This window comes from Microbulbifer sediminum (assembly GCF_021729035.1).
GTDB lineage: Bacteria > Pseudomonadota > Gammaproteobacteria > Pseudomonadales > Cellvibrionaceae > Microbulbifer > Microbulbifer sediminum.
On record NZ_JAJSAP010000005.1, the window covers coordinates 408,049 to 427,115 of the forward strand.

Sequence of the window (19,067 nt, forward strand, 5' to 3'; positions counted from 1 at the left end):
CACTATAGCGGCTAAGTATTAAATATCAGTGGTTTTTTAGCAACAACTGGACAATCTGTACACAATTGATTGCCAGGTCTTTGCGCAAATTGTCGGATACTGCACAAAAATTAACCTGGCGCCGGCTGAGCAGGCTCTGCCGCAGGCGCCCCACCAGGGTGATATCCCCTCCGACCGCATCCTGTGCCGAGGGGCGATCCTCAAGTTTCAGGCCGGTACCGTTGCGCAGCAGCGCCCGCAGCTGCTCCAGGTCCGCCTCGTCCTTCAGCACCACGCGCAGGTTGGCCAGCTGCCCGTGAAAGACCGATGCCGTGTTGATGCAGGCGTCGACCGCAATATCCTCACCCAGCAGACGCCGCAGGTCGTGTACCAGCGCCAGCTCCCGCAGGCTATGGCCGCTTTCAAGCAAGGCGTCGCTGGAGCTCAGATGGTTGAATGCCAGCCGGTGCCCCACCTCGGGATCCACATCCACTTCCTGCGCGTTGAACATGCGTGCGGTCTGTGCAGCCATGGAGTCCACAGCCGCCTTGCCCAGCGCGGACACGGGCTGGTTGAGCTGCACCTCCACTGCCTGCACCCGGTCGCGGAGCGGCAGCAGGGCCTCGGCCACCATGGCCGCGCCGGAGGCCGGCAGGGCCAGTACGTGGCGCTCCGCCGAGGCAATGGCACCGGCATTGAGCAGCGGGTGCACCACCGCCACACTCTCGTCGCCGCGGGTGTTGTCGGAGGCATCCAGCACCCAGGCCCCGGCCTCTTCGGCCGCAGCCAGCGCCGCCTGCCCCGCCGCACCGCCCTTGAGCAGCAGCACCACCTGCTGCGGGCCGAAGGCAAACTGCTCCAGCGACTGCACGGTGATATTGCGGTTGGCGAATACCTGCGGATCCGCCTCGCTGTCTTCCTCCTCGAGCAGGCGCAGCTGCTCTGGCAGCACGGTCTTGCGCTCCTCCAGGATTTCCAGCAAGGGGGAGAAGGCGGCGTTATCCACACCGATGATTACCAGTTCGCGCTCGGTTTCCGGCGTGATTTCGGACATGGCAGTTAAGGTCTCCGCTGGGGTTGGTCAGAAAGGCGGCGATTATACCTGCGCTGGAGGCCGGGAACAGCCTTGGCCGCAAGGGATTCCGGATCGCGTGCTCCAGATAGCAAAAAGCCCCGGCGGGATCTGCTCCCGCCGGGGCCTTGTAGCCGGGCAAGCCGGCCTGCTACCGGGCTTACAACTTGCCCAGCAGGATCAGCAGCACGCGGCGCAGCGGCTCGGCGGCGCCCCACAACAGCTGGTCGCCCACGGTGAAGGCGTTCAGGTACTCGGGGCCCATGCTCAGCTTGCGCAGGCGACCCACCGGGATGTCCAGCTTGCCGGTGACCGCGGTCGGGGTCAGTTCCTTCAGGGTGACCTCGCGCTCGTTCGGCACCACGTTGACCCAGTCATTGGCGCCACCGATCAACTGCTCGATGTCATTCATTGGCACATCGCGCTTCAGCTTCACGGTAAATGCCTGGCTGTGGCAGCGCATGGAGCCAATGCGCACGCAGGTGCCGTCGACGGGTACGGTGCTGTCGGTGGCGAGGATCTTGTTGGCCTCGACCTGGGCTTTCCATTCCTCGCGGCTCTGGCCGCTCTCCATCTGCGTATCAATCCATGGCAGCAGGCTCCCCGCCAGCGGCGCGCCGAACTCGGCGGTGGGGAATTCACCGGAACGCATGCTCTCCGCCACCTTGCGATCGATGTCGAGGATGGCGCTGGCAGGGTCCGCCAGCTCGCTGGCGACGCCGTCGCGGATGGCGCCCATCTGGGAAATCAGCTCGCGCATGTGCTTGGCACCGGAGCCACTGGCCGCCTGGTAGGTCTGGGCAGAAACCCACTCCACCAGGCCTTCCCTGAACAGGCCGCCGAGACCCATCAGCATCAGGCTGACAGTGCAGTTGCCGCCGATATAATTCTTCACACCGGCGTCGATGCCGCGGTCGATCACACTGCGGTTAACCGGGTCCAGCACGATCAGGGCGTCGTCGTCCATACGCAGGCTGGAGGCGGCGTCGATCCAGTAACCGTCCCAGCCCTTCTCACGCAGCTGCGGGTAGACCTTCTTGGTGTAGTCACCGCCCTGGCAGCTGACGATGGCATCCAGCTCCGCCAGCGCGTCGATATCGAAGGCGTCACCCAGCGGGGCCACTTCGCGGCCGATGTTCGGCGCCTTGCCGCCGGCGTTGGAAGTGGAGAAGAATACCGGCTCGGCAATATGGGCGAAGTCATTCTCTTCCAGCATACGGCCCATCAGTACCGAGCCGACCATGCCGCGCCAGCCGATAAAACCTACTTTTTTCATTTCAATAATCCTGTGATTCCTGTGTGTCCGGTTTGCCTGCAAGCAGGCTCCTGTAATTAACGGATAGACCTTCGTTATTGAAATTAGAAAGCGGCCACCACTTCTGCGCCCATCTCCGCGGTGGATACCTTCCTGCTTCCCTCAGTGTAGATATCCGCGGTGCGCAGTCCGTCGTCGAGAACCTTGCTCACGGCCTTTTCGATTGCGTCCGCCGCCTCACCCATGCCGAGCGAGTACCGCAGCATCATTGCCGCTGACAGGATAGTCGCCAGCGGGTTGGCAATGCCCTGGCCGGCGATATCCGGCGCCGAGCCGTGGCAGGGTTCGTAGAGACCGAAGCCGGCCTCGTTCAGTGATGCCGACGGCAGCATACCGATGGAGCCGGTCAGCATCGCCGCGGCGTCCGAGAGGATGTCGCCGAACATATTGCCGGTCACCATCACGTCGAACTGCTTGGGTGCACGCACCAGCTGCATGGCCGCGTTGTCGACATACATATGGGTCACCTCCACATCCGGGTACTCCGGTGCCAGCCGGTCCATCACCTCACGCCACAGCACGGTCACTTCCAGCACATTGGCCTTATCCACGGAACAGAGCTTGCCGCCGCGCTTTTGCGCCGCCTCGAAGGCAGTGCGGCCAATGCGCTCGATTTCCGACTCACTGTAGACGTAAGTGTTATAGCCCTGCTGCTCGCCGTTCGCGAGCAGGCGAATGCCGCGCGGCTCGCCGAAGTAGATACCGCCGGTCAGTTCGCGCACGATGAGGATATCCAGGCCGGAAACCACCTCCGGCTTCAGCGACGAGGCCTCGGCCAGTTGCGGGTAGAGAATCGCCGGTCGCAGGTTGGCATACAGGCCCAGGCGACTGCGGATTTTCAGCAGGCCCTTCTCCGGGCGAATCTCGCGGTCCAGTGTGTCCCACTTGGGACCGCCCACGGCCCCCAGCAACACCGCATCACACTCGCCGGCCTCGTCCAGGGTCGCATCGGTCAGCGGCTCACCGAACTCGTCGATGGAAGCACCGCCGATCTTGCCCTGCCTGAAGTTCAGGCCAAGGTCGAATTTCTTATTCGCGGCTTCCAGTACCGCCACTGCCTGCTCGGTGATTTCCGGGCCGATACCATCGCCCGGGAGGATCATGATGTTCTTGCTCACGATTTTGCCTTTTCTTGTGACGGATACCACCAACCGGCGGCTCCCGTATTTTTATCTTTTTCGCGCACCGTGCCGACGAGAGCCGGCTGGTGACAGTTAATTATTTCACCGCATCAAACAGCCACGGTGCCTGCGCGCGGCGCTTTTCCTCATAGGCGCGGATATCGTCCGCGTCCTCCAGCGTCAGGCCAATATCGTCGAGACCGTTCAACAGGCAGTGCTTGCGGAAGCTGTCCACCTCGAACGGAATGCGCTCCCCGCCCGGCTTGACCACGTGTTGCTGCTCCAGGTCGATGGTGAGCGTATAGCCCTCCTGTGCGTACATTTCCTGGAACAACTGCTCGACAACCTCCTCGGCAAGCACGATCGGCAGCAGGCCGTTCTTGAAACAGTTATTGAAGAAGATATCGGCAAAGCTCGGCGCAATAATGGCACGGAAGCCGTGGTCGTCGAGCGCCCAGGGGGCGTGCTCACGGCTGGAGCCGCAACCAAAGTTCTCCCGCGCCAGCAGCACAGAGGCACCCTGGTAGCGCTCGTGATTGAGCGGGAATTCCGGGTTCAGCGGCCGGTTCGAGCAGTCCTGGCCCGGCATGCCCTCATCGAGGTAGCGCAGCTCGTCAAACAAGTTGGGGCCGAAACCGGTGCGCTTGATCGACTTGAGAAACTGCTTGGGAATAATCAAGTCCGTGTCCACATTGGCACGATCCATGGGGGCGACCAGGCCCTGGTGTTGGGTAAAGGCTTTCATCAGGCTGTCTCCCCCGCCGCTACAAACTCACGCACATCGACAAAGTGGCCGGCAACCGCGGCTGCGGCCGCCATGGCCGGGCTTACCAGGTGCGTGCGGCCACCGTAACCCTGGCGCCCCTCAAAATTGCGGTTGGAGGTGGACGCGCAATGCTCACCCGCCCCCAGCTTGTCCGCGTTCATCGCCAGGCACATGGAACAGGAGGGCTCGCGCCACTCGAACCCGGCCGCGGTGAAGATCTCGTGCAGGCCCTCTTTCTCGGCCTGCGCCTTCACCGACTGGGAACCGGGCACCACCAGCACCTGCTTGACGCTGCCGGCCTTGGTGCGGCCTTTCGCCACCGCTGCGGCGGCGCGCAGGTCCTCGATGCGGGAATTGGTGCAGGAGCCGATAAACACACGATCCAGCTTGATGTCACCGATCGCCTGGCCGGCACGGAGCCCCATGTATTCCAGTGCGCGCTCGATACCGGTGCGACGGGTCTGGTCCGCCTCGGCGGCCGGGTCCGGCACCCGCGCATTGACTGAAGCCACCATTTCCGGCGAGGTGCCCCAGCTTACCTGCGGCTCGATCTCCCCGGCCGCCAGCTCCACCACGGTATCGAAAACCGCATCATCATCGGAGTGCAGGCGGCTCCAGTTCTCCACCGCCTGCTCCCACTGCTCGCCTTTCGGTGCGTAGGGCTTGCCCTTCACATAGTCCAGGGTGACCTGGTCCACCGCCACCATGCCGGCGCGGGCGCCCGCCTCGATGGCCATGTTGCAGATGGTCATGCGGCCTTCCATCGACATGCTGCGGATCGCGGAGCCGCCAAACTCGATGGCATAGCCGGTGCCGCCGGCGGTACCGATCCTGCCGATAATCGCCAGTACCACGTCTTTCGCGGTCACGCCCGGACCCAGCTCGCCGTCGACGCGCACCAGCATGTTCTTCATTTTCTTCTGGATCAGGCACTGGGTGGCCATCACGTGTTCCACCTCGGAAGTCCCGATACCGTGGGCCAGCGCCCCCAGTGCACCGTGGGTGGAGGTGTGGGAGTCACCGCAGACCACGGTCATGCCCGGCAGGGTGGCCCCGGTTTCCGGCCCGATCACGTGGACAATGCCCTGGCCCGGCTCATTGATACCGAACTCCACGATGCCGAAGTCATTGCAGTTCTCATTCAGGGTCTTGACCTGGATGCGCGAGACCTCATCGCGGATACCATCGATGCCGCCGGCCCGCTCGGCGCTGTCGGACGGCACGTTGTGGTCCGGTGTGGCCACCACAGAGTCGGTACGCCATGGCTTGCGGCCCGCCAGGCGCAGGCCCTCGAACGCCTGCGGCGAGGTGACCTCGTGGATCAGGTGGCGGTCGATATAAATCAGTGCGGTGCCGTCTTCGCGGCTCTTGACCAGGTGGTCCTGCCAGAGTTTGTCGTAAAGCGTCTGCCCGGCCATGGCCGTCTCTCCTCAGTCTTGTGATTGCGGCAGTCTAGGGGGGACATTGCATAACATCAATTTATATTTATTATAAGAAGATGTCGCATTTGGAATGGTTCAGGCTGTACCGGCCCGGGCTCCCCTGACGGAGAGAACATGGAAATACAGTGGCTGAAGGCCTTCCTGAGTATTGCCGAGCAGGGCTCGGTATCTGACGCGGCCGAGGAGCTGCACCTGACCCAGCCCGCAGTCTCCAAGCGGCTGGCGGCACTTGAGCAGCAGCTGGGCACGCCCCTGTTCGACCGCATCGGCCGCCGCCTGCAGCTTACCGATGCCGGCCGCGCCCTGCTGCCGCGGGCGCGCCACATCCTCAATGAAGTGAGTGACGCCGAACGCGAATTGCGTGCGCTGGGGGGCGAGGTGGCCGGCAGTCTGCGCATCGCCACCAGCCACCATGTGGGCCTGCATCACCTGCCACCGGTACTGAAGGAATTCAGCAACCGCTACCCGGATGTGGCGCTGGACATCGATTTTGTCGATTCGGAGCAGGCCTACGAGGCCCTGATGGCCGGGGAGTACGAGCTGGCGGTGGTGACCCTGGCCCTGAAGGAATACCCGAACCTGGAGGCGCGCGTAATCTGGCCCGACCCCTGCGTGGTGGTGGCGGCACCGGAACACCCGCTGGCGCAGATGCCGGGCCTGGACCTGGCCGACCTGGCCCGCTACCCCGCCATACTGCCCGACCTCAACACCTATACCGGCCGCCTGATCAAGCGCGAGTTCGACGCCCAGGGACTGAAGCTGACTGCCAAGCTGGCCACCAACTTCCTCGAGACCATCAAGATGATGGCCGGGGTCGGCCTCGGCTGGAGCGTACTGCCCCGCACCCTGGTGGACGACAGCCTGGCCGTGCTGCCGGTGGAGAAACTAAACATCCTGCGCAACCTCGGGGTGATCAATCACCGCGCGCGCACCCTCAGCAACGCCGCCAGCGCACTGCAGCAGCTGTTGTTGCAGGCTGCAGCGGAAAACGGGTCACAAGCATCCCGCAAAAAGTAGAGACCGGTCACAGAATTACCCGGCAATCCTTCGCTGGCGGCCGACCGCCATAAAAAAAATAGTAAACTAGGCGCCAATTCTAATAAGGAGGCAACAATGAAAAAACTCAGCCTGGCCATTTGCATGGCACTCACCAGCGGCGCTGCCAGCGCCGATACCATTCTCGGTTTTGACGCCAGCGCCGGCGTGTGGATGCCGTCCTACAGCGGCAGTGTCGGGGTGGACGACTTCAGCATCGAGGAATTCCAGCCCGCCGAGGACAACGTCACCTTCCTGCAGGCCGCACTCGAGCACCCGGTGCCGTTGGTCCCGAACATCATGCTGTCCCACAGCGCCATCAAGACCGACGGCTCAACCCGCCTGGAGCGGTTTGTAACCTTCGGCGACGAGACGTTTATTGCCGGCACCGACGTTGCCACCGACCTGGACCTGAGCCACACCGACGCCACCCTCTACTACGAGATCCTCGACAACTGGGTGAACCTGGACGTGGGCCTGACCGCGCGCCAGTACAAGGGCGAGATGCAGGTGGAGAGCGCTATCCAGTCCGAAAACATCGAGCTGGCCGGCGTGCTGCCGATGGCCTACGGCATGGCCCGTTTCGACCTGCCGTTCACCGGCTGGTCCGTGGTCACCCAGGGCAATGTGACCGGTTACAACGGCGATACCCTTACCGACCTGACCGCCAAGGTGCGCTGGGACTTCGCTCCGGGCCTGGATATGGCCCTCGAGGGCGGCTACCGCAGCATGACCCTGGAACTGAAGGAACTGGACCAGCTGCAGAGCGACCTGGAAATCAGCGGCCCCTACCTGGGCCTGAACCTGCACCTGTAACCGGGTAGCAGGCAAATGAAAAAGGCGGCCAACTGGCCGCCTTTTTTATATCTGCTCGAACTACCTGTCACTGCTGCTGGCTACCACCCCGGGCTCCACATCGGCGTTCTGGGCCCGCTGGCGCAGCATATGGTCGATCAGCACCAGCGCCATCATGGCCTCGGCGATGGGCGTCGCACGGATGCCAACGCAGGGATCATGGCGCCCCTTGGTGATTACCTCGATCGGGTTGCCGTGGATATCGATGCTCCGGCCGGGAATACGCAGGCTGGAGGTGGGCTTCAGGGCGATATGGGCCACGATGTCCTGGCCGCTGGAGATGCCTCCGAGCACGCCGCCGGCGTTGTTGGACAGGAAGCCCTCTGGCGTGATCTCGTCGCGGTGCTCCGTGCCCTTCTGCTCCACACTGGCAAAGCCGGCCCCGATTTCCACCCCCTTGACCGCGTTGATGCTCATCAGGGCGTGGGCCAGGTCGGCATCCAGGCGGTCGAAGATCGGTTCGCCCAGGCCCGCCGGCACGCCGCTGGCGTGCACCGAAATACGCGCGCCGATGGAGTTGCCCTCCTTGATCAGTGCCTGCATATAGGCCTCCATCTCCGGCACCTTGTCGGCGTCCGGGCAGAAGAAGGGATTCTGTCCCACCTGCTCCCAGTCGAGCTTCTCGACGCGGATGGGTCCCAGCTGCGACAGGTAGCCGCGCACCTCGATGCCGTAGCGCTGGCGCAGCCATTTCTTGGCAATGGCCCCGGCGGCGACCCGCATGGCGGTTTCCCTGGCAGACGAACGACCGCCGCCGCGATAGTCGCGGATACCGTACTTCTGCCAGTAGGTGTAATCGGCGTGGGCCGGGCGCACCTGCTCGGAAATATTGGAGTAATCCTTGGAGCGCTGGTCGGTATTCTCGATCAACAGGCCAATGGGCGTGCCGGTGGTCTTGCCCTCGAACACGCCAGACAGGATCTGCACGGCGTCCGCCTCACGACGCTGGGTGGTATAGCGGGAAGTGCCCGGCTTGCGGCGGTCCAGTTCCAGCTGGATCTCCTCGGCACTGATCTCCAGCCCCGGCGGGCAACCGTCGACAATGCAGCCCAGAGCCGGGCCGTGGCTCTCGCCAAAGGAGGTGACACAAAACAGCTTGCCAAAGGTATTGCCGGACATAGATTCGCTTCCGTGACTTCCGCTCAGTCTTCAGTGATTTATTCGGTGCCCGGGCAATCCACGTGCATTTATCGGGCAAAGGCGGGGCATTATAGAGGATTGCGCCGGCTTGTGCCGGCACCGCAATCAGCTCGCCTCAAAATACGGGCGATAGGCCAGCAGGTCCTCGCGGCTGATCACGAACACCCCGTGGCCACCGTCGGCAAATTCCGGCCACATAAACGGCACCTCCGGGAAGACCCGCTCCAGCGCCTCCCAACTGTTACCCACCTCACATACCAGCAGCCCATCCGGCTGCAGGTGGTCGGCGGCCTCGAGCAGCAGCCGACGGGTAAAGTCCAGCCCGTCGTCGCCGGAGCCCAGCGCGATCTCCGGCTCCGCCTGGTATTCCGCCGGCATTTCCGCCAGGTCACGGGCATCCACGTAGGGCGGATTACACACAATCAGCTCGTAACTGCAGCCCTCCAGCCCGGCAAACAGGTCCGACTGCACCGCGCGCACGCGCTCGTTCAGCTGGTGGCGGTTGATATTGATCTGTGCCACTTCCACCGCACCACTGGAGATATCACTGAGATCCACCCGCGCCCCGGGAAAAGCCTCGGCACAGGCGATGCCAATGCAACCACTGCCGCAACAGAGGTCCAGGACGGCCAGTGGCTCCACCTGCAGCCAGGGCTCGAAACCATTGCGGATCAGCTCACCGATGGGGGAGCGCGGCACCAGAACACGACTGTCTACATAGAACGTCATGCCGCAGAAATGCGCTTCGTGAGTCAGGTAGGGGGCCGGCAGGCGCTCCTGCACCCGTCGCTCGAGGATGGCCATCACATCACGGCGCTCCTCCATGGTCAGCCGGGCCTGCAGTACCTCGGGCTTGCTGTCCACGGGCAGGTACAGGGTGTGCATCACCAGCAACAGGGCCTCGTCCCAGGCGTTGTCGGTACCGTGGCCAAACCACAGGCCGGCCTCGGCAAACCGGCTGGCGCCCCAGCGCACAAAGTCCAGCAGGGTGTGCAGCTCGTGCAGGGAGGCCTCACGCTTCTCGATCATTCTCTATCCTTTTTACTGACTGGGCCGGTGCGGAAATCCGACCGGGGGTACTGATCCACTGGCCCTGGCGCAGAGTAAAACCTGCAAGGCCGCCCGGCGGATCTTTACTCACACATGACAAAAGCTTAGGGTAGCGCACCCGCCCCTCGGGCTGAGATATTGGAACTGGACCAGATGAACGAACACTACGCGCGAATTATTGAGGCAATCGGGGAAGATCCGCAACGCCCGGGCCTGAAGGATACCCCCAAGCGCGCCGCCAAGGCGATGCAGTACCTGACCCAGGGCTACCGGCAGTCCCTCGAGGATATTGTCAACGACGCCATCTTCCCGTCCGACTGCAGCGAAATGGTCCTGGTCAAGGACATCGAGCTCTATTCCCTGTGTGAGCACCACCTGCTGCCGTTTATCGGCAAGGCCCATGTGGCCTACATCCCCAACGGCAAGGTGCTGGGCCTGTCCAAGGTCGCACGCATCGTCGACATGTTCGCCCGGCGCCTGCAGATCCAGGAACAGCTCACCGTGGAGATCGCCGAAACCATCCAGGACGTCACCGGTGCCGCCGGCGTGGGCGTGATCATCGAGGCCAAACATATGTGCATGATGATGCGGGGCGTGGAAAAGCAGAATTCGGTCATGAAAACCTCCGCCATGCTGGGCTCTTTCCGCAGCCAGCAGGCGACCCGCACCGAATTCCTGTCGCTGATTCGCTAAACTGCCTACACGCGGCATAGGGACGTGCCGCAGTGGCACTGCCGCACGGCCCCCGGATTCACGGAGAGACAACATGCCCCACCTGGTGATCGAATACGCCGAAAAGCTGGAAGACAACATTTCCATCGCCGCGCTGGTCAGCACCGCGCAGGAGGCGATGAACCGCTCGGGCCTGTTCGCCCCCCACACCATCAAGACCCGCGCACTCGCCTACCGGCACTTTATTGCCGGTGAAAAAGGCGGCAGCTTTATTCACGCGGAAGTGCGCTTGCTGGACGGGCGCACCGACCGGGAGCGGGAGGAACTCAGCTCGGCGGTGTTCAATGCCCTGTGCCAGTTCGCCGAGGGCGTGCCGGCGGTCACGGTGGAGGTACGGGAGATGGACCAGGGCTGTTATTCCAAGCGGCTGCCCTTCTGAGCCGGGGTTGGCCGCCAACCGCCCAGCCTTTTACCTTTGCGGTCGCGGCCAACGGCTGCTCCCTCGGCAAGATTTCCAGGCTGTACAGCCACCCCACCCCTTCCAGTGGCGGCTCCCGCCGGGTAAGGAATTACTCACCGCGGAGGAAGGGACCAAACCAGTCCGCGATCTCCTCCGCCCCCTCCTCCATATGCAGGTGATGGCCGCCGTGCATCTCGCGCACGGCGATGTTGGTAAATTGCTGCAGCAGCGGCCGCATCCGCGCGGGCATCCCCTCGATACCATCCATTGCCAGCACCAGCCGCACGGGAATCTCCGCCTGCTGGATACTCTCCAGGAAAGCGCGCACCTGGTCACTGGTGAGCTTGCCGGTGGAAGTGGCCTTGAGACGCGGGTCACTGCTCCAGGTGAAACCGTCAGCACTGGCGCGCGTGCCACGCTCGACGATGGCCCGGGCAGCTTGCCGGCTCAACTTGAACATACCGTTGCGGCGCGCCTCGGTGGCCTCGGCCAGGCTGGTGAACTGCCGCGGTCGGACGGCGCCATAACGGGCTCGCTGGGCAATGGCGCGGGCCAGGGTCTCCGGGGCCTCTTCCGCCCTGGCCGCCGGCGGTACCAGCCCATCAATCAACGCCAGGCGCTCGACCCGTTTTGGGAAAGTGCCCGCGGTGAGCATGGCGGATATCGCGCCGCGGGAATGGCCGAGTAGCGCAAAGCGGCGCCAGCCCAGGGCCTCGCTCACCCCCACCACATCCTCGACCTCTTCCCAGATGTTGTAGTTGGCATCCCGGGATCGATGGTAACTCTGGCCGTGGCCCGCCATATCGATCGCCACCAGGTCGATTCCGTCCAGCAGTGGCGCCAGCCGGTCAAAACTGGCGCAGTTGTCGAGCCAGCCGTGCAGGGCCAGCACCGGCGCGCCATCGGGATCGCCCCAGCGGCGGGCGGCAATGGCCTTGTGGTCAAATTCCAGGGTAATTTCGCGCGGGGAGTCGGTCATGGTGCAACATCGTTAAAAACCAGCGAATGATGGTGCCGGCCCCGGGGCGGGTAAGCAATGACTTCGCGGGCCAGCAGGAGTGTCGATAGAGGACCCGGGGACAAAATCGCGGCCCCCGGGGCACGCAACCCGGGCCGCTAGGCCTCCGGGTGCTGCAGCCAGGACAAGTCGGCACAACCGTCCGCCCAGACCTCGGACTCCAGGCAGGCCAGGCTGGCAGTGCCCATCGGGTGGGCGCCGGGACTGCCGCAAAGGCCGTTGACGAGCGAGCCCACCAGCGGCTGGTGGCTGACCAGTAAGAGCGGGAAGTGCGCGGCGCGGCCCAGGGCCTCCAGCACCTCGCGCGGATCGGTGTCTCCCACCAGCAGTGGCTGGGTTTCCACCGGCTGGCGCAACCGGCCGGAAACGATCTGCGCGGTCTGCTGGGTCCGCACAAACGGGCTGGCCCAGATGGCACGCACCTGAGCCAGTTCGTCGGCGCGCTGGTCGCAGATCCAGGCCACCTGGGCCCGGCCGCGATCGGTAAGCTGGCGCTCACTGTCTTCGCCGACCATCGGCTCGGCCTCGCCGTGGCGCAATATCAGTAACTGCACGGTTGACCTCCCTGCGTGCCAATAGCGGGCTAAGGGCCCGCCTGTGACTGCGGACTATTTGTCGCTGTCGTCGTCGCCCTTGTCGGAGCCCGCATCCGTTTTCTTATCGGTGTCCTTGCTCGCGGCGGCGCCGCCATTGCCCTTGGCCGAGCTGCTCCTGGATCCACCGCTCTTTTTCGAGGAGCTGCTTTTGGTGGAACTGCTCTTCCCGGAAGAGGTCTTGCTCTCGGGTTTTTTCCCCTCGCTTTTTTTCTCCTCGCCTTCGTCGTCGGCCCCCAGCTCGATGGGGTCGTACATGCTCTTGCCCTGCGGCTCACCGGACACCACTTCACCCTGCACTTCCTCGGCACTCTCGTAGCCGGACAGGTCCTCGATATCGGACTCGGGCCACTCGGCAAACGGGAAGGGTTTTTCCTCGGTGTTGTACACCAGGAATTGCAGCGTCTGGTACACGAAAGACGCGATCTGGTCCCCCAGGCGGCGCAGGTTGTCATTGGGGCCGCCGGTCAGAATTGAGAACAGGAACTGCAGGACCACCACCGCCAGCATGACAAAGCCGGCAATCTCCAGCAGTACCGCGAACAGCACCATGTAGAGCAGGCGCATCCACTGGTTGCCGGAGGTGATGTTGTGTTTCAGTTCTTCATTATCCATATAGTTATTGCCCTCAGGGTTTAGCCGAATAGGCTACATCGAATGTTTGTGCACCCGACATCAAATCGCGTATTACCTCCGGGATCGGGCGCTCTTCAAATAATATGGCGTGAATGGCGGAAACCAAGGGCATGTAGACGCCCAATTCATCCGCTTTGTGTTTAATCAGCCGAACCGTGTTCACGCCCTCGGCGACCTGACCGATTTCTGCGACAGCCTCCTCCAGTGCCCGGCCACGTCCCACCAGGTAACCCACCCGGTAATTGCGGCTCAGGTCCGAAGAGCAGGTGAGGATCAGGTCCCCTACCCCGGCCAGCCCGATAAAGGTCATCGGGTCGGCCCCCATGGCCTCGGCAAAGCGCATCATCTCCGCCAGTGCACGGGTAATCAGCAGGCTGATGGTGTTCTGACCGCGATCCAGCGCCACCGCCATACCGGTGACGATGGCATAGATATTCTTCAGTGCACCGGCCAGCTCCACCCCGAACACATCGTTGCTGGAGTAGACCCGGAAGGTTTCTGAATGCAGGACTTTCTGGATGGTGCTGCAGAGCTCCTCGTCCTCACTCGCGATTACGGTGGCGGTATAGTGATCAGCAACAATTTCCTTCGCGAAATTCGGGCCGCTCAGTACACCCACGCGCATGCCGGTGGTTTCCTCCCGCAGGATATCGCTCATCAGGTGGAAATTGTCGTGCTCGATACCCTTGGTGGTGGAAATCAGCATGGTACCCGGGTCCAGCAGCGGCGCCACACGCTGCACCACCTCGCGGAAAGACTTGCTCGGGATGGCGACAAAAACGATCCGGCAACCGTCCAGCGCCTCTTCCAGGTCGCTGGTGACTTTCAGCCCCGGGTGCAGGGTGACACCGGGAAGGTAATAGCGGTTTTCCCGCAGGTTGCGGCAGCTCTCCGCACGCTCCGGGTCGCGCATCCACTGGCGGGTGTCGTGACCGTTGCCGGCAACAATATTGGCAATTGCGGTACCGAAACTGCCGCCGCCCAGTACGGCAATGGAAAGGGGATTAGAGGTTTCCGTCTGTGTCATACCTGTCCGATGGGATTAGATAGGGGAATGGTATTTGTTGTCGTTCAGCGGATTATAGAGGTCGAGCCAGTCCAGCCCAACGACGGCAGGAAAAAAAAGTGATTTTCGGTCAGTTTGCACGCAAGACTGTGGTCTGGCGGGCAGATCGTGTAAAAGTTCACCACCCGAAAACAGGAACGGCCGGTTTGTAACCGGCCGTTCCCGCAGGTGATGATGCCGTCGCCTCAGGTATTCAGCTCCAGCAGCAGCGTATTCAGGCGACGCACATAGTCGGCCGGATCTGCCAGCTGGTTCCCCGCCGCCAGGTTGGCCTGGTCCAGCAGGATATTGGTGAGGTCGGCAAAGCGGTCCTCATCCTGCTCTTGGTCCAGCCGCTGCACCAGCGGGTGGGTCGGGTTCAGCTCGAAGATCGGCTTGGCCTCCGGCAGGGACTGGCCGGCCTGCTCGAGGATACGGCGCATCTGCGGGCCCAGGTCCTGCTCGCTCACCACCAGGCAGGCCGGCGAGTCCACCAGGCGGGTGGTCGCGCGCACGTCCTCGACGCGGTTTTCCAGCACTTCCTTGACACGCTCCACCAGCGCACCGGCGTCCTTCTCGACTTTTTCGCGCTCGGCCTTGTCCTCATCGGTCTCGGCCTCACCCAGGTCCAGTGCGCCCTTGGCCACATCCTGGAACGGCTTGCCATCGAACTCGTGCATGTGGCCGACAAACCACTCATCCACCTGGTCGGTGAGCAACAGCACCTCGATCCCCTTCTTGCGGAACACCTCCAGGTAGGGGCTGGACTTGGCGGTGGCGAAGTTGTCCGCGGCCACATAGTAGATGTACTTCTGGCCATCCTGCATGCGGCCGACATAATCCTCCAGGGACTGGTCCTGCTTGGCCTCGTCGGTGTGGGTGGTGGCGAAGCGCAGCAGCTTGGCAATCTTTTCCTTGTTGGCGAAGTCCTCCGCCGGTCCCTCTTTCAGCACATTGCCGAACAGGTCCCAGAATTTCTGGTACTCGTCCCCGTCCTTCTTCGCCAGCTTGGACAGCATATCCAGCACACGCTTGGTCAGCGCGCTCTTGATGGCGTCGGTGTTGCGGTCCTTCTGCAGGATCTCGCGGGAGACATTCAGCGGCAGGTCGTTGGAGTCCAGCACGCCCTTCACAAAACGCAGGTACAGCGGCAAGAACTGCTCGGCGTCATCCATGATGAAAGTGCGCTGCACGTACAGCTTGAGGCCGCGGGAAGCGTCGCGCTGGTACAGGTCAAAGGGCGCGCGCGCGGGGATATACAGCAGGCTGGTGTAATCCAGGGTGCCCTCGACACGGTTGTGGCTCCAGGTCAGTGGATCGTCGAAGTCGTGGGCAATATGCTTGTAGAACTCGCGGTATTCCTCCGCCTTGATGTCGCTGCGCGGGCGGGTCCACAGGGCCTGGGCGGCATTGACCGCCTCGAATTCCGGCTGCTTGTCTTCCGGCTTTTCTTCCTCGCCCTCTGCGGCGGGGGCCTCCTCTTTCAGCATCTCCACCGGGATGGCGATGTGGTCGGAGTACTTCTTGATAATGGAGCGCAGGCGCCAGCCGTCGGCAAATTCTTTCGCATCATCTTTCAGGTGCAGTACCACGCGGGTCCCACGCTGCGGCCACTCCACGTTTTCGATGGTGTACTCGGCCTCGCCGTGGCACTCCCAGTGCACCCCCTGGGCGGCGTCGGCACCGGCGCGACGGGTAAACACCTCCACCTTGTCGGCGACGATAAACGCGGAGTAGAAGCCAACCCCGAACTGGCCAATCAGGTGCGCGTCTTTCTGCTGGTCACCGGTGAGGTTCTGCAGGAAGCTGGCGGTGCCGGAGCGGGCAATGGTACCCAGGTTCTCGATCACCTCGTCGCGGCTCATGCCGATGCCATTGTCGGAGATGGTGATGGTGCCCGCGTCCTTGTCAAACTCGATGCGGATGCGCAGGTCAGGGTCTTCTTCGAGCAGCTCTGGCTTGGCCAGGGCCTCGAAGCGCAGTTTATCGGCGGCGTCAGAAGCGTTGGAAACCAGCTCGCGCAGGAAAATCTCCTTGTTGGAGTAGAGCGAGTGGATCATCAGGTGCAGCAGCTGCTTGGCTTCCGTCTGGAAACCGTGGCTCTCTTTTTGGGCCTCGACGGTCATGGATAGGTCTCCCCTGTCACTTCATTCAGAACAGGGAGCTATATTGGGCCGCCGCCCCGGGTTTCAAGGGCCGCGGCGCCTGGAGGGGCAGAGGTTGCGGACCGGCGGGTCGCTACTCGCCGGCCAGGGCGGTAGACAGGGTACCGTTGCCGGTGATGTCCACCACGAAATTGGCGGTCAGGTCGGAGATCACCCGCGACTCGGCATTCATCAGGATGGCGATACCGATCTTGAGCTTCTCCGAGTAGGCCACCGCGGCACGGAAGCCTGCCACCCAGCCGCCGTGATAGATGATGCGGTCGTCGCCGATGGTATACAGGCGCCAGCCCAGGCCGTAACCGGCGTGGGACAGGTAGTCACGCCAGATGCGGTGGCGCATGTGGCGGCGGGTCTCCACCCGCTCGGTGGTGATGTCGGCGATCACTTCCGGTGACAGCACCTTGGGGTAGTAGCCCATCTGCGCCTTCAGCCACTGGGCCATGTCGGAGATGCTGGCATTCACCCCCGCCGCCGGCCCGGCCAGGTAATACTCCCGCTCCACCTTCACCGGGCGCCAGCCGCGACCGGTCTGTACATGGGGCGCGGCGCGGTTGTCCGAGGCCATGAAGCGCTCCCAGCCCAGGGAGGCATCCTTCATGTTCAGCGGGGTGAAGAAACGGTTATCCAGCTGGCGCTCGTAGGAGACGCCGGTGGCTTTCTGGATCACGTCCTCGATCAGGCTGAACAGCACATTCTGGTAGCCGTAGCACTTGCCCGGGGAACAGCGCGGGTCGATATTGGCGAACTTGGGCAGGATCTTGCTGAGTGGCTGGTTGTCTTCCAGGTAGTTGTCGTAGGCGTTGGGGGTCAGGCCCGAGGAGTGGCTCAGCAGGTGCTGTACCTGCAGCTGCTTGGACAGGGACGGGGTCTTGAAGCGCAGCTCCGGCACGTAGCGCACTACCTTGTCGCCCCAGTCAAATTTCTGCTCGTGCTCCAGCACCGCGGCCATGCTGGCGGCAAACGTCTTGGAGACCGAAGCCAGGCGGAATATCGTGTGGCGGTCAACTTTTGCCCGCTTGCCCTTGAGCCGAACCCCGTGGGTGTCCATCGCCACCACTTCGTCGCCACTGACAATCACGTATGCGGCCCCGGGGATGCCCTGCTTCTCCATCAACTGGTGGAAATAGCGGTCGAACTCCTTGGCACTGGCATTGATATCCCCCGCCGTCGCGGGCAGCCAGAAACCGGACAGTAACAGGGCCAGGTACCAGCGCACCGAGCCCGGTCGACGCCAGCAGAGACAGATTGTGGTAAGGATCGAGGATTTCATGCCGTACTTCAGGCCACCGCGGCAGGTCACAGTATTTACATCTAAGACTAGCAGCCCGCGGGAAAATTCGACCGCTGTGCTGCCTGTCACGAAATCAGAGACATTGTAATCACAAATCGCGTGCAGTGCATCGCCCGCAAATTGCGCAACAGGCACAAAAAAACCGCCCCGGGGGGCGGTTTCCTGACGTCTGTGCGCCCCTCAGGGCACACCGTCGGCGAGAGGCTTACAGCTTCTCGGCGTTCTCGCTCAGGTAAGCGGCGACGCCTTCCGGGGAAGCGTTCATGCCCTTGTCGCCTTCCTGCCAGCCTGCCGGGCAGACTTCGCCGTGCTCCTGGTGGAACGCCAGGGCGTCAACCATACGCAGCATCTCGTCCACATTACGGCCCAGCGGCAGGTCGTTGACTACCTGGTGACGTACCACGCCTTCCTCGTCGATCAGGAAGGAACCGCGGAAGGCCACACCGCCCTCGGACTCTACGTCGTAGGCCTGGCAGATCTCGTGCTTGACGTCGGCAACCAGGGAGTACTGGACCGGGCCGATGCCACCGTCGTTGACGGAGGTGTTGCGCCAGGCGTTGTGGGAGAACTGGGAGTCGATGGAAACACCGATCACCTCGACACCGCGCTTCTTGAACTCTTCAAAGCGGTGATCGAACGCGATCAGCTCGGACGGGCACACAAAGGTGAAGTCCAGCGGGTAGAAGAAGATCACAGCCTTCTTGCCCTTGATGGTCTCGGCCAGGTTGAAGTCTTCAACGATCTCGCCGTTACCCAGTACCGCGGCAGCGGTGAAGTCCGGAGCAGGTTTGCCTACCAGAACTGCCATAAGAGCCTCCTCATTCCAGTGTTGGATTGGTAATTAAAACGTCGAAACGGTCAATTTATATACGGAAGTAATAAATTGCCATGGATTTGATAGTGGGCCGCAATGATACACAGCCGCCCCGACCAGTCCCATAGAAAATTTATATGGTGTCGATAGCGACGTCTTCAATGGTCCCGGCCGCTAATTCATTGCCTTTGCGGAGAATTCCCACCACCGGCCGGAACCGGCAGGTCAGCAATTCGCCGAAATTGCCCTGTGGGTCACATTTCACCCAACTAGAATAAAAACCAGACATTCGCAGAACCTTATTGACACTCATTCTCAATTGCAATACGATCCGCGCATCGTTCTTATTTGGGCCATCTTGCGCCACGGGTAGAAGCAGCCATGTACGTATGTATCTGTAAAGGCATTACCGACCGCCAGATCAAGGAAGCCGTATACGACGGCTCAACCTCGGTAAAGGCCCTGCGTCGCCAGCTGGGGGTTTCCTCCCAGTGCGGGCGCTGCGCCGAACTCACCCAGGAGATCATCGAAGAGACCATGGGCGCCGGTGTGATGGCCAACGCCAACAGCGCACTCTTCTACTCCGCCGGCTGACAGC

19 protein-coding genes are annotated in these 19,067 nt (G+C 62.5%); 5 read left to right on the forward strand and 14 right to left on the reverse strand.

What is annotated here, in order from left to right:
* Positions 1–25: 25 nt before the first annotated feature.
* From LVD11_RS11190 to leuC, 5 genes are all read right to left on the reverse strand, one after another.
* Positions 26–1,033 (reverse strand): Asd/ArgC dimerization domain-containing protein, encoded by a 1,008-nt coding sequence (locus LVD11_RS11190; protein WP_237059015.1) that lies wholly within the window; start codon positions 1,031–1,033, stop codon positions 26–28.
* A gap of 178 nt (positions 1,034–1,211) precedes the next feature.
* On the reverse strand, positions 1,212–2,327 hold the full coding sequence (gene asd, locus LVD11_RS11195; RefSeq protein WP_237059017.1) for an aspartate-semialdehyde dehydrogenase: 1,116 nt from the start codon (positions 2,325–2,327) through the stop codon (positions 1,212–1,214).
* Positions 2,328–2,410: 83 nt separating this feature from the next.
* Positions 2,411–3,484 (reverse strand): 3-isopropylmalate dehydrogenase, encoded by a 1,074-nt coding sequence (gene leuB, locus LVD11_RS11200; protein WP_237059019.1) that lies wholly within the window; start codon positions 3,482–3,484, stop codon positions 2,411–2,413.
* A 100-nt stretch (positions 3,485–3,584) separates the two neighbouring features.
* A complete protein-coding gene (gene leuD, locus LVD11_RS11205) occupies positions 3,585–4,232 on the reverse strand; it encodes a 3-isopropylmalate dehydratase small subunit (RefSeq protein WP_237059020.1) in 648 nt (215 codons plus the stop codon).
* Positions 4,232–5,671: a 3-isopropylmalate dehydratase large subunit gene (leuC, locus tag LVD11_RS11210; RefSeq protein WP_237059022.1), complete on the reverse strand. Its 1,440-nt coding sequence runs from the start codon at positions 5,669–5,671 to the stop codon at positions 4,232–4,234. The genes leuD and leuC overlap by 1 nt, the downstream gene beginning before the upstream one ends.
* A gap of 138 nt (positions 5,672–5,809) precedes the next feature.
* On the opposite strand from leuC, the gene LVD11_RS11215 reads away from it, so the two are divergent.
* Complete coding sequence (locus LVD11_RS11215; RefSeq protein WP_237059024.1) at positions 5,810–6,712, forward strand: LysR family transcriptional regulator; 903 nt, start codon at positions 5,810–5,812, stop codon at positions 6,710–6,712.
* A gap of 96 nt (positions 6,713–6,808) precedes the next feature.
* Complete coding sequence (locus LVD11_RS11220; protein ID WP_237059026.1) at positions 6,809–7,546, forward strand: TIGR04219 family outer membrane beta-barrel protein; 738 nt, start codon at positions 6,809–6,811, stop codon at positions 7,544–7,546.
* A 60-nt stretch (positions 7,547–7,606) separates the two neighbouring features.
* Here the strand turns inward: LVD11_RS11220 and aroC are convergent, their stop codons facing one another.
* Entirely contained in the window at positions 7,607–8,704 is a 1,098-nt protein-coding gene (gene aroC / locus LVD11_RS11225) for a chorismate synthase (protein ID WP_237059028.1), read from the reverse strand.
* A 126-nt stretch (positions 8,705–8,830) separates the two neighbouring features.
* Positions 8,831–9,754 carry a 50S ribosomal protein L3 N(5)-glutamine methyltransferase gene (gene prmB / locus LVD11_RS11230; RefSeq protein ID WP_237059029.1) on the reverse strand — a complete coding sequence of 308 codons (924 nt, stop codon included), beginning with the start codon at positions 9,752–9,754 and terminating at the stop codon, positions 8,831–8,833.
* Between the two features lie 174 nt (positions 9,755–9,928).
* Between prmB and folE the strand changes: the two genes are divergently transcribed.
* Together folE and LVD11_RS11240 are read left to right on the forward strand one after the other, a co-directional pair.
* Positions 9,929–10,468 carry a GTP cyclohydrolase I FolE gene (gene folE / locus LVD11_RS11235; protein WP_237059030.1) on the forward strand — a complete coding sequence of 180 codons (540 nt, stop codon included), beginning with the start codon at positions 9,929–9,931 and terminating at the stop codon, positions 10,466–10,468.
* A gap of 73 nt (positions 10,469–10,541) precedes the next feature.
* Positions 10,542–10,886 carry a 5-carboxymethyl-2-hydroxymuconate Delta-isomerase gene (locus LVD11_RS11240; RefSeq protein ID WP_237059031.1) on the forward strand — a complete coding sequence of 115 codons (345 nt, stop codon included), beginning with the start codon at positions 10,542–10,544 and terminating at the stop codon, positions 10,884–10,886.
* 130 nt (positions 10,887–11,016) lie between these two features.
* Here LVD11_RS11240 and LVD11_RS11245 read toward each other — a convergent pair whose 3' ends face one another.
* The 7 genes from LVD11_RS11245 to LVD11_RS11275 form a co-directional block, all read right to left on the reverse strand.
* A complete protein-coding gene (locus LVD11_RS11245; RefSeq protein WP_237059032.1) occupies positions 11,017–11,886 on the reverse strand; it encodes an alpha/beta fold hydrolase in 870 nt (289 codons plus the stop codon).
* 137 nt (positions 11,887–12,023) lie between these two features.
* Positions 12,024–12,479, reverse strand: coding sequence for a phosphohistidine phosphatase SixA (gene sixA / locus LVD11_RS11250; protein ID WP_237059033.1), 456 nt, complete (start codon positions 12,477–12,479; stop codon positions 12,024–12,026).
* A gap of 54 nt (positions 12,480–12,533) precedes the next feature.
* A complete protein-coding gene (locus LVD11_RS11255) occupies positions 12,534–13,133 on the reverse strand; it encodes a DUF4389 domain-containing protein (RefSeq protein ID WP_237059034.1) in 600 nt (199 codons plus the stop codon).
* Between the two features lie 13 nt (positions 13,134–13,146).
* Positions 13,147–14,181 (reverse strand): NAD(P)H-dependent glycerol-3-phosphate dehydrogenase, encoded by a 1,035-nt coding sequence (locus LVD11_RS11260; RefSeq protein ID WP_237059035.1) that lies wholly within the window; start codon positions 14,179–14,181, stop codon positions 13,147–13,149.
* Positions 14,182–14,405: 224 nt separating this feature from the next.
* Positions 14,406–16,325: a molecular chaperone HtpG gene (htpG, locus tag LVD11_RS11265; RefSeq protein ID WP_237059036.1), complete on the reverse strand. Its 1,920-nt coding sequence runs from the start codon at positions 16,323–16,325 to the stop codon at positions 14,406–14,408.
* A gap of 112 nt (positions 16,326–16,437) precedes the next feature.
* A complete protein-coding gene (locus LVD11_RS11270) occupies positions 16,438–17,634 on the reverse strand; it encodes a serine hydrolase domain-containing protein (protein ID WP_237059038.1) in 1,197 nt (398 codons plus the stop codon).
* 226 nt (positions 17,635–17,860) lie between these two features.
* Positions 17,861–18,463 carry a peroxiredoxin gene (locus LVD11_RS11275; RefSeq protein ID WP_237059040.1) on the reverse strand — a complete coding sequence of 201 codons (603 nt, stop codon included), beginning with the start codon at positions 18,461–18,463 and terminating at the stop codon, positions 17,861–17,863.
* Positions 18,464–18,850: 387 nt separating this feature from the next.
* Between LVD11_RS11275 and LVD11_RS11280 the strand changes: the two genes are divergently transcribed.
* A complete protein-coding gene (locus LVD11_RS11280; RefSeq protein ID WP_237059042.1) occupies positions 18,851–19,063 on the forward strand; it encodes a bacterioferritin-associated ferredoxin in 213 nt (70 codons plus the stop codon).
* The last annotated feature ends 4 nt before the right edge of the window (positions 19,064–19,067 follow it).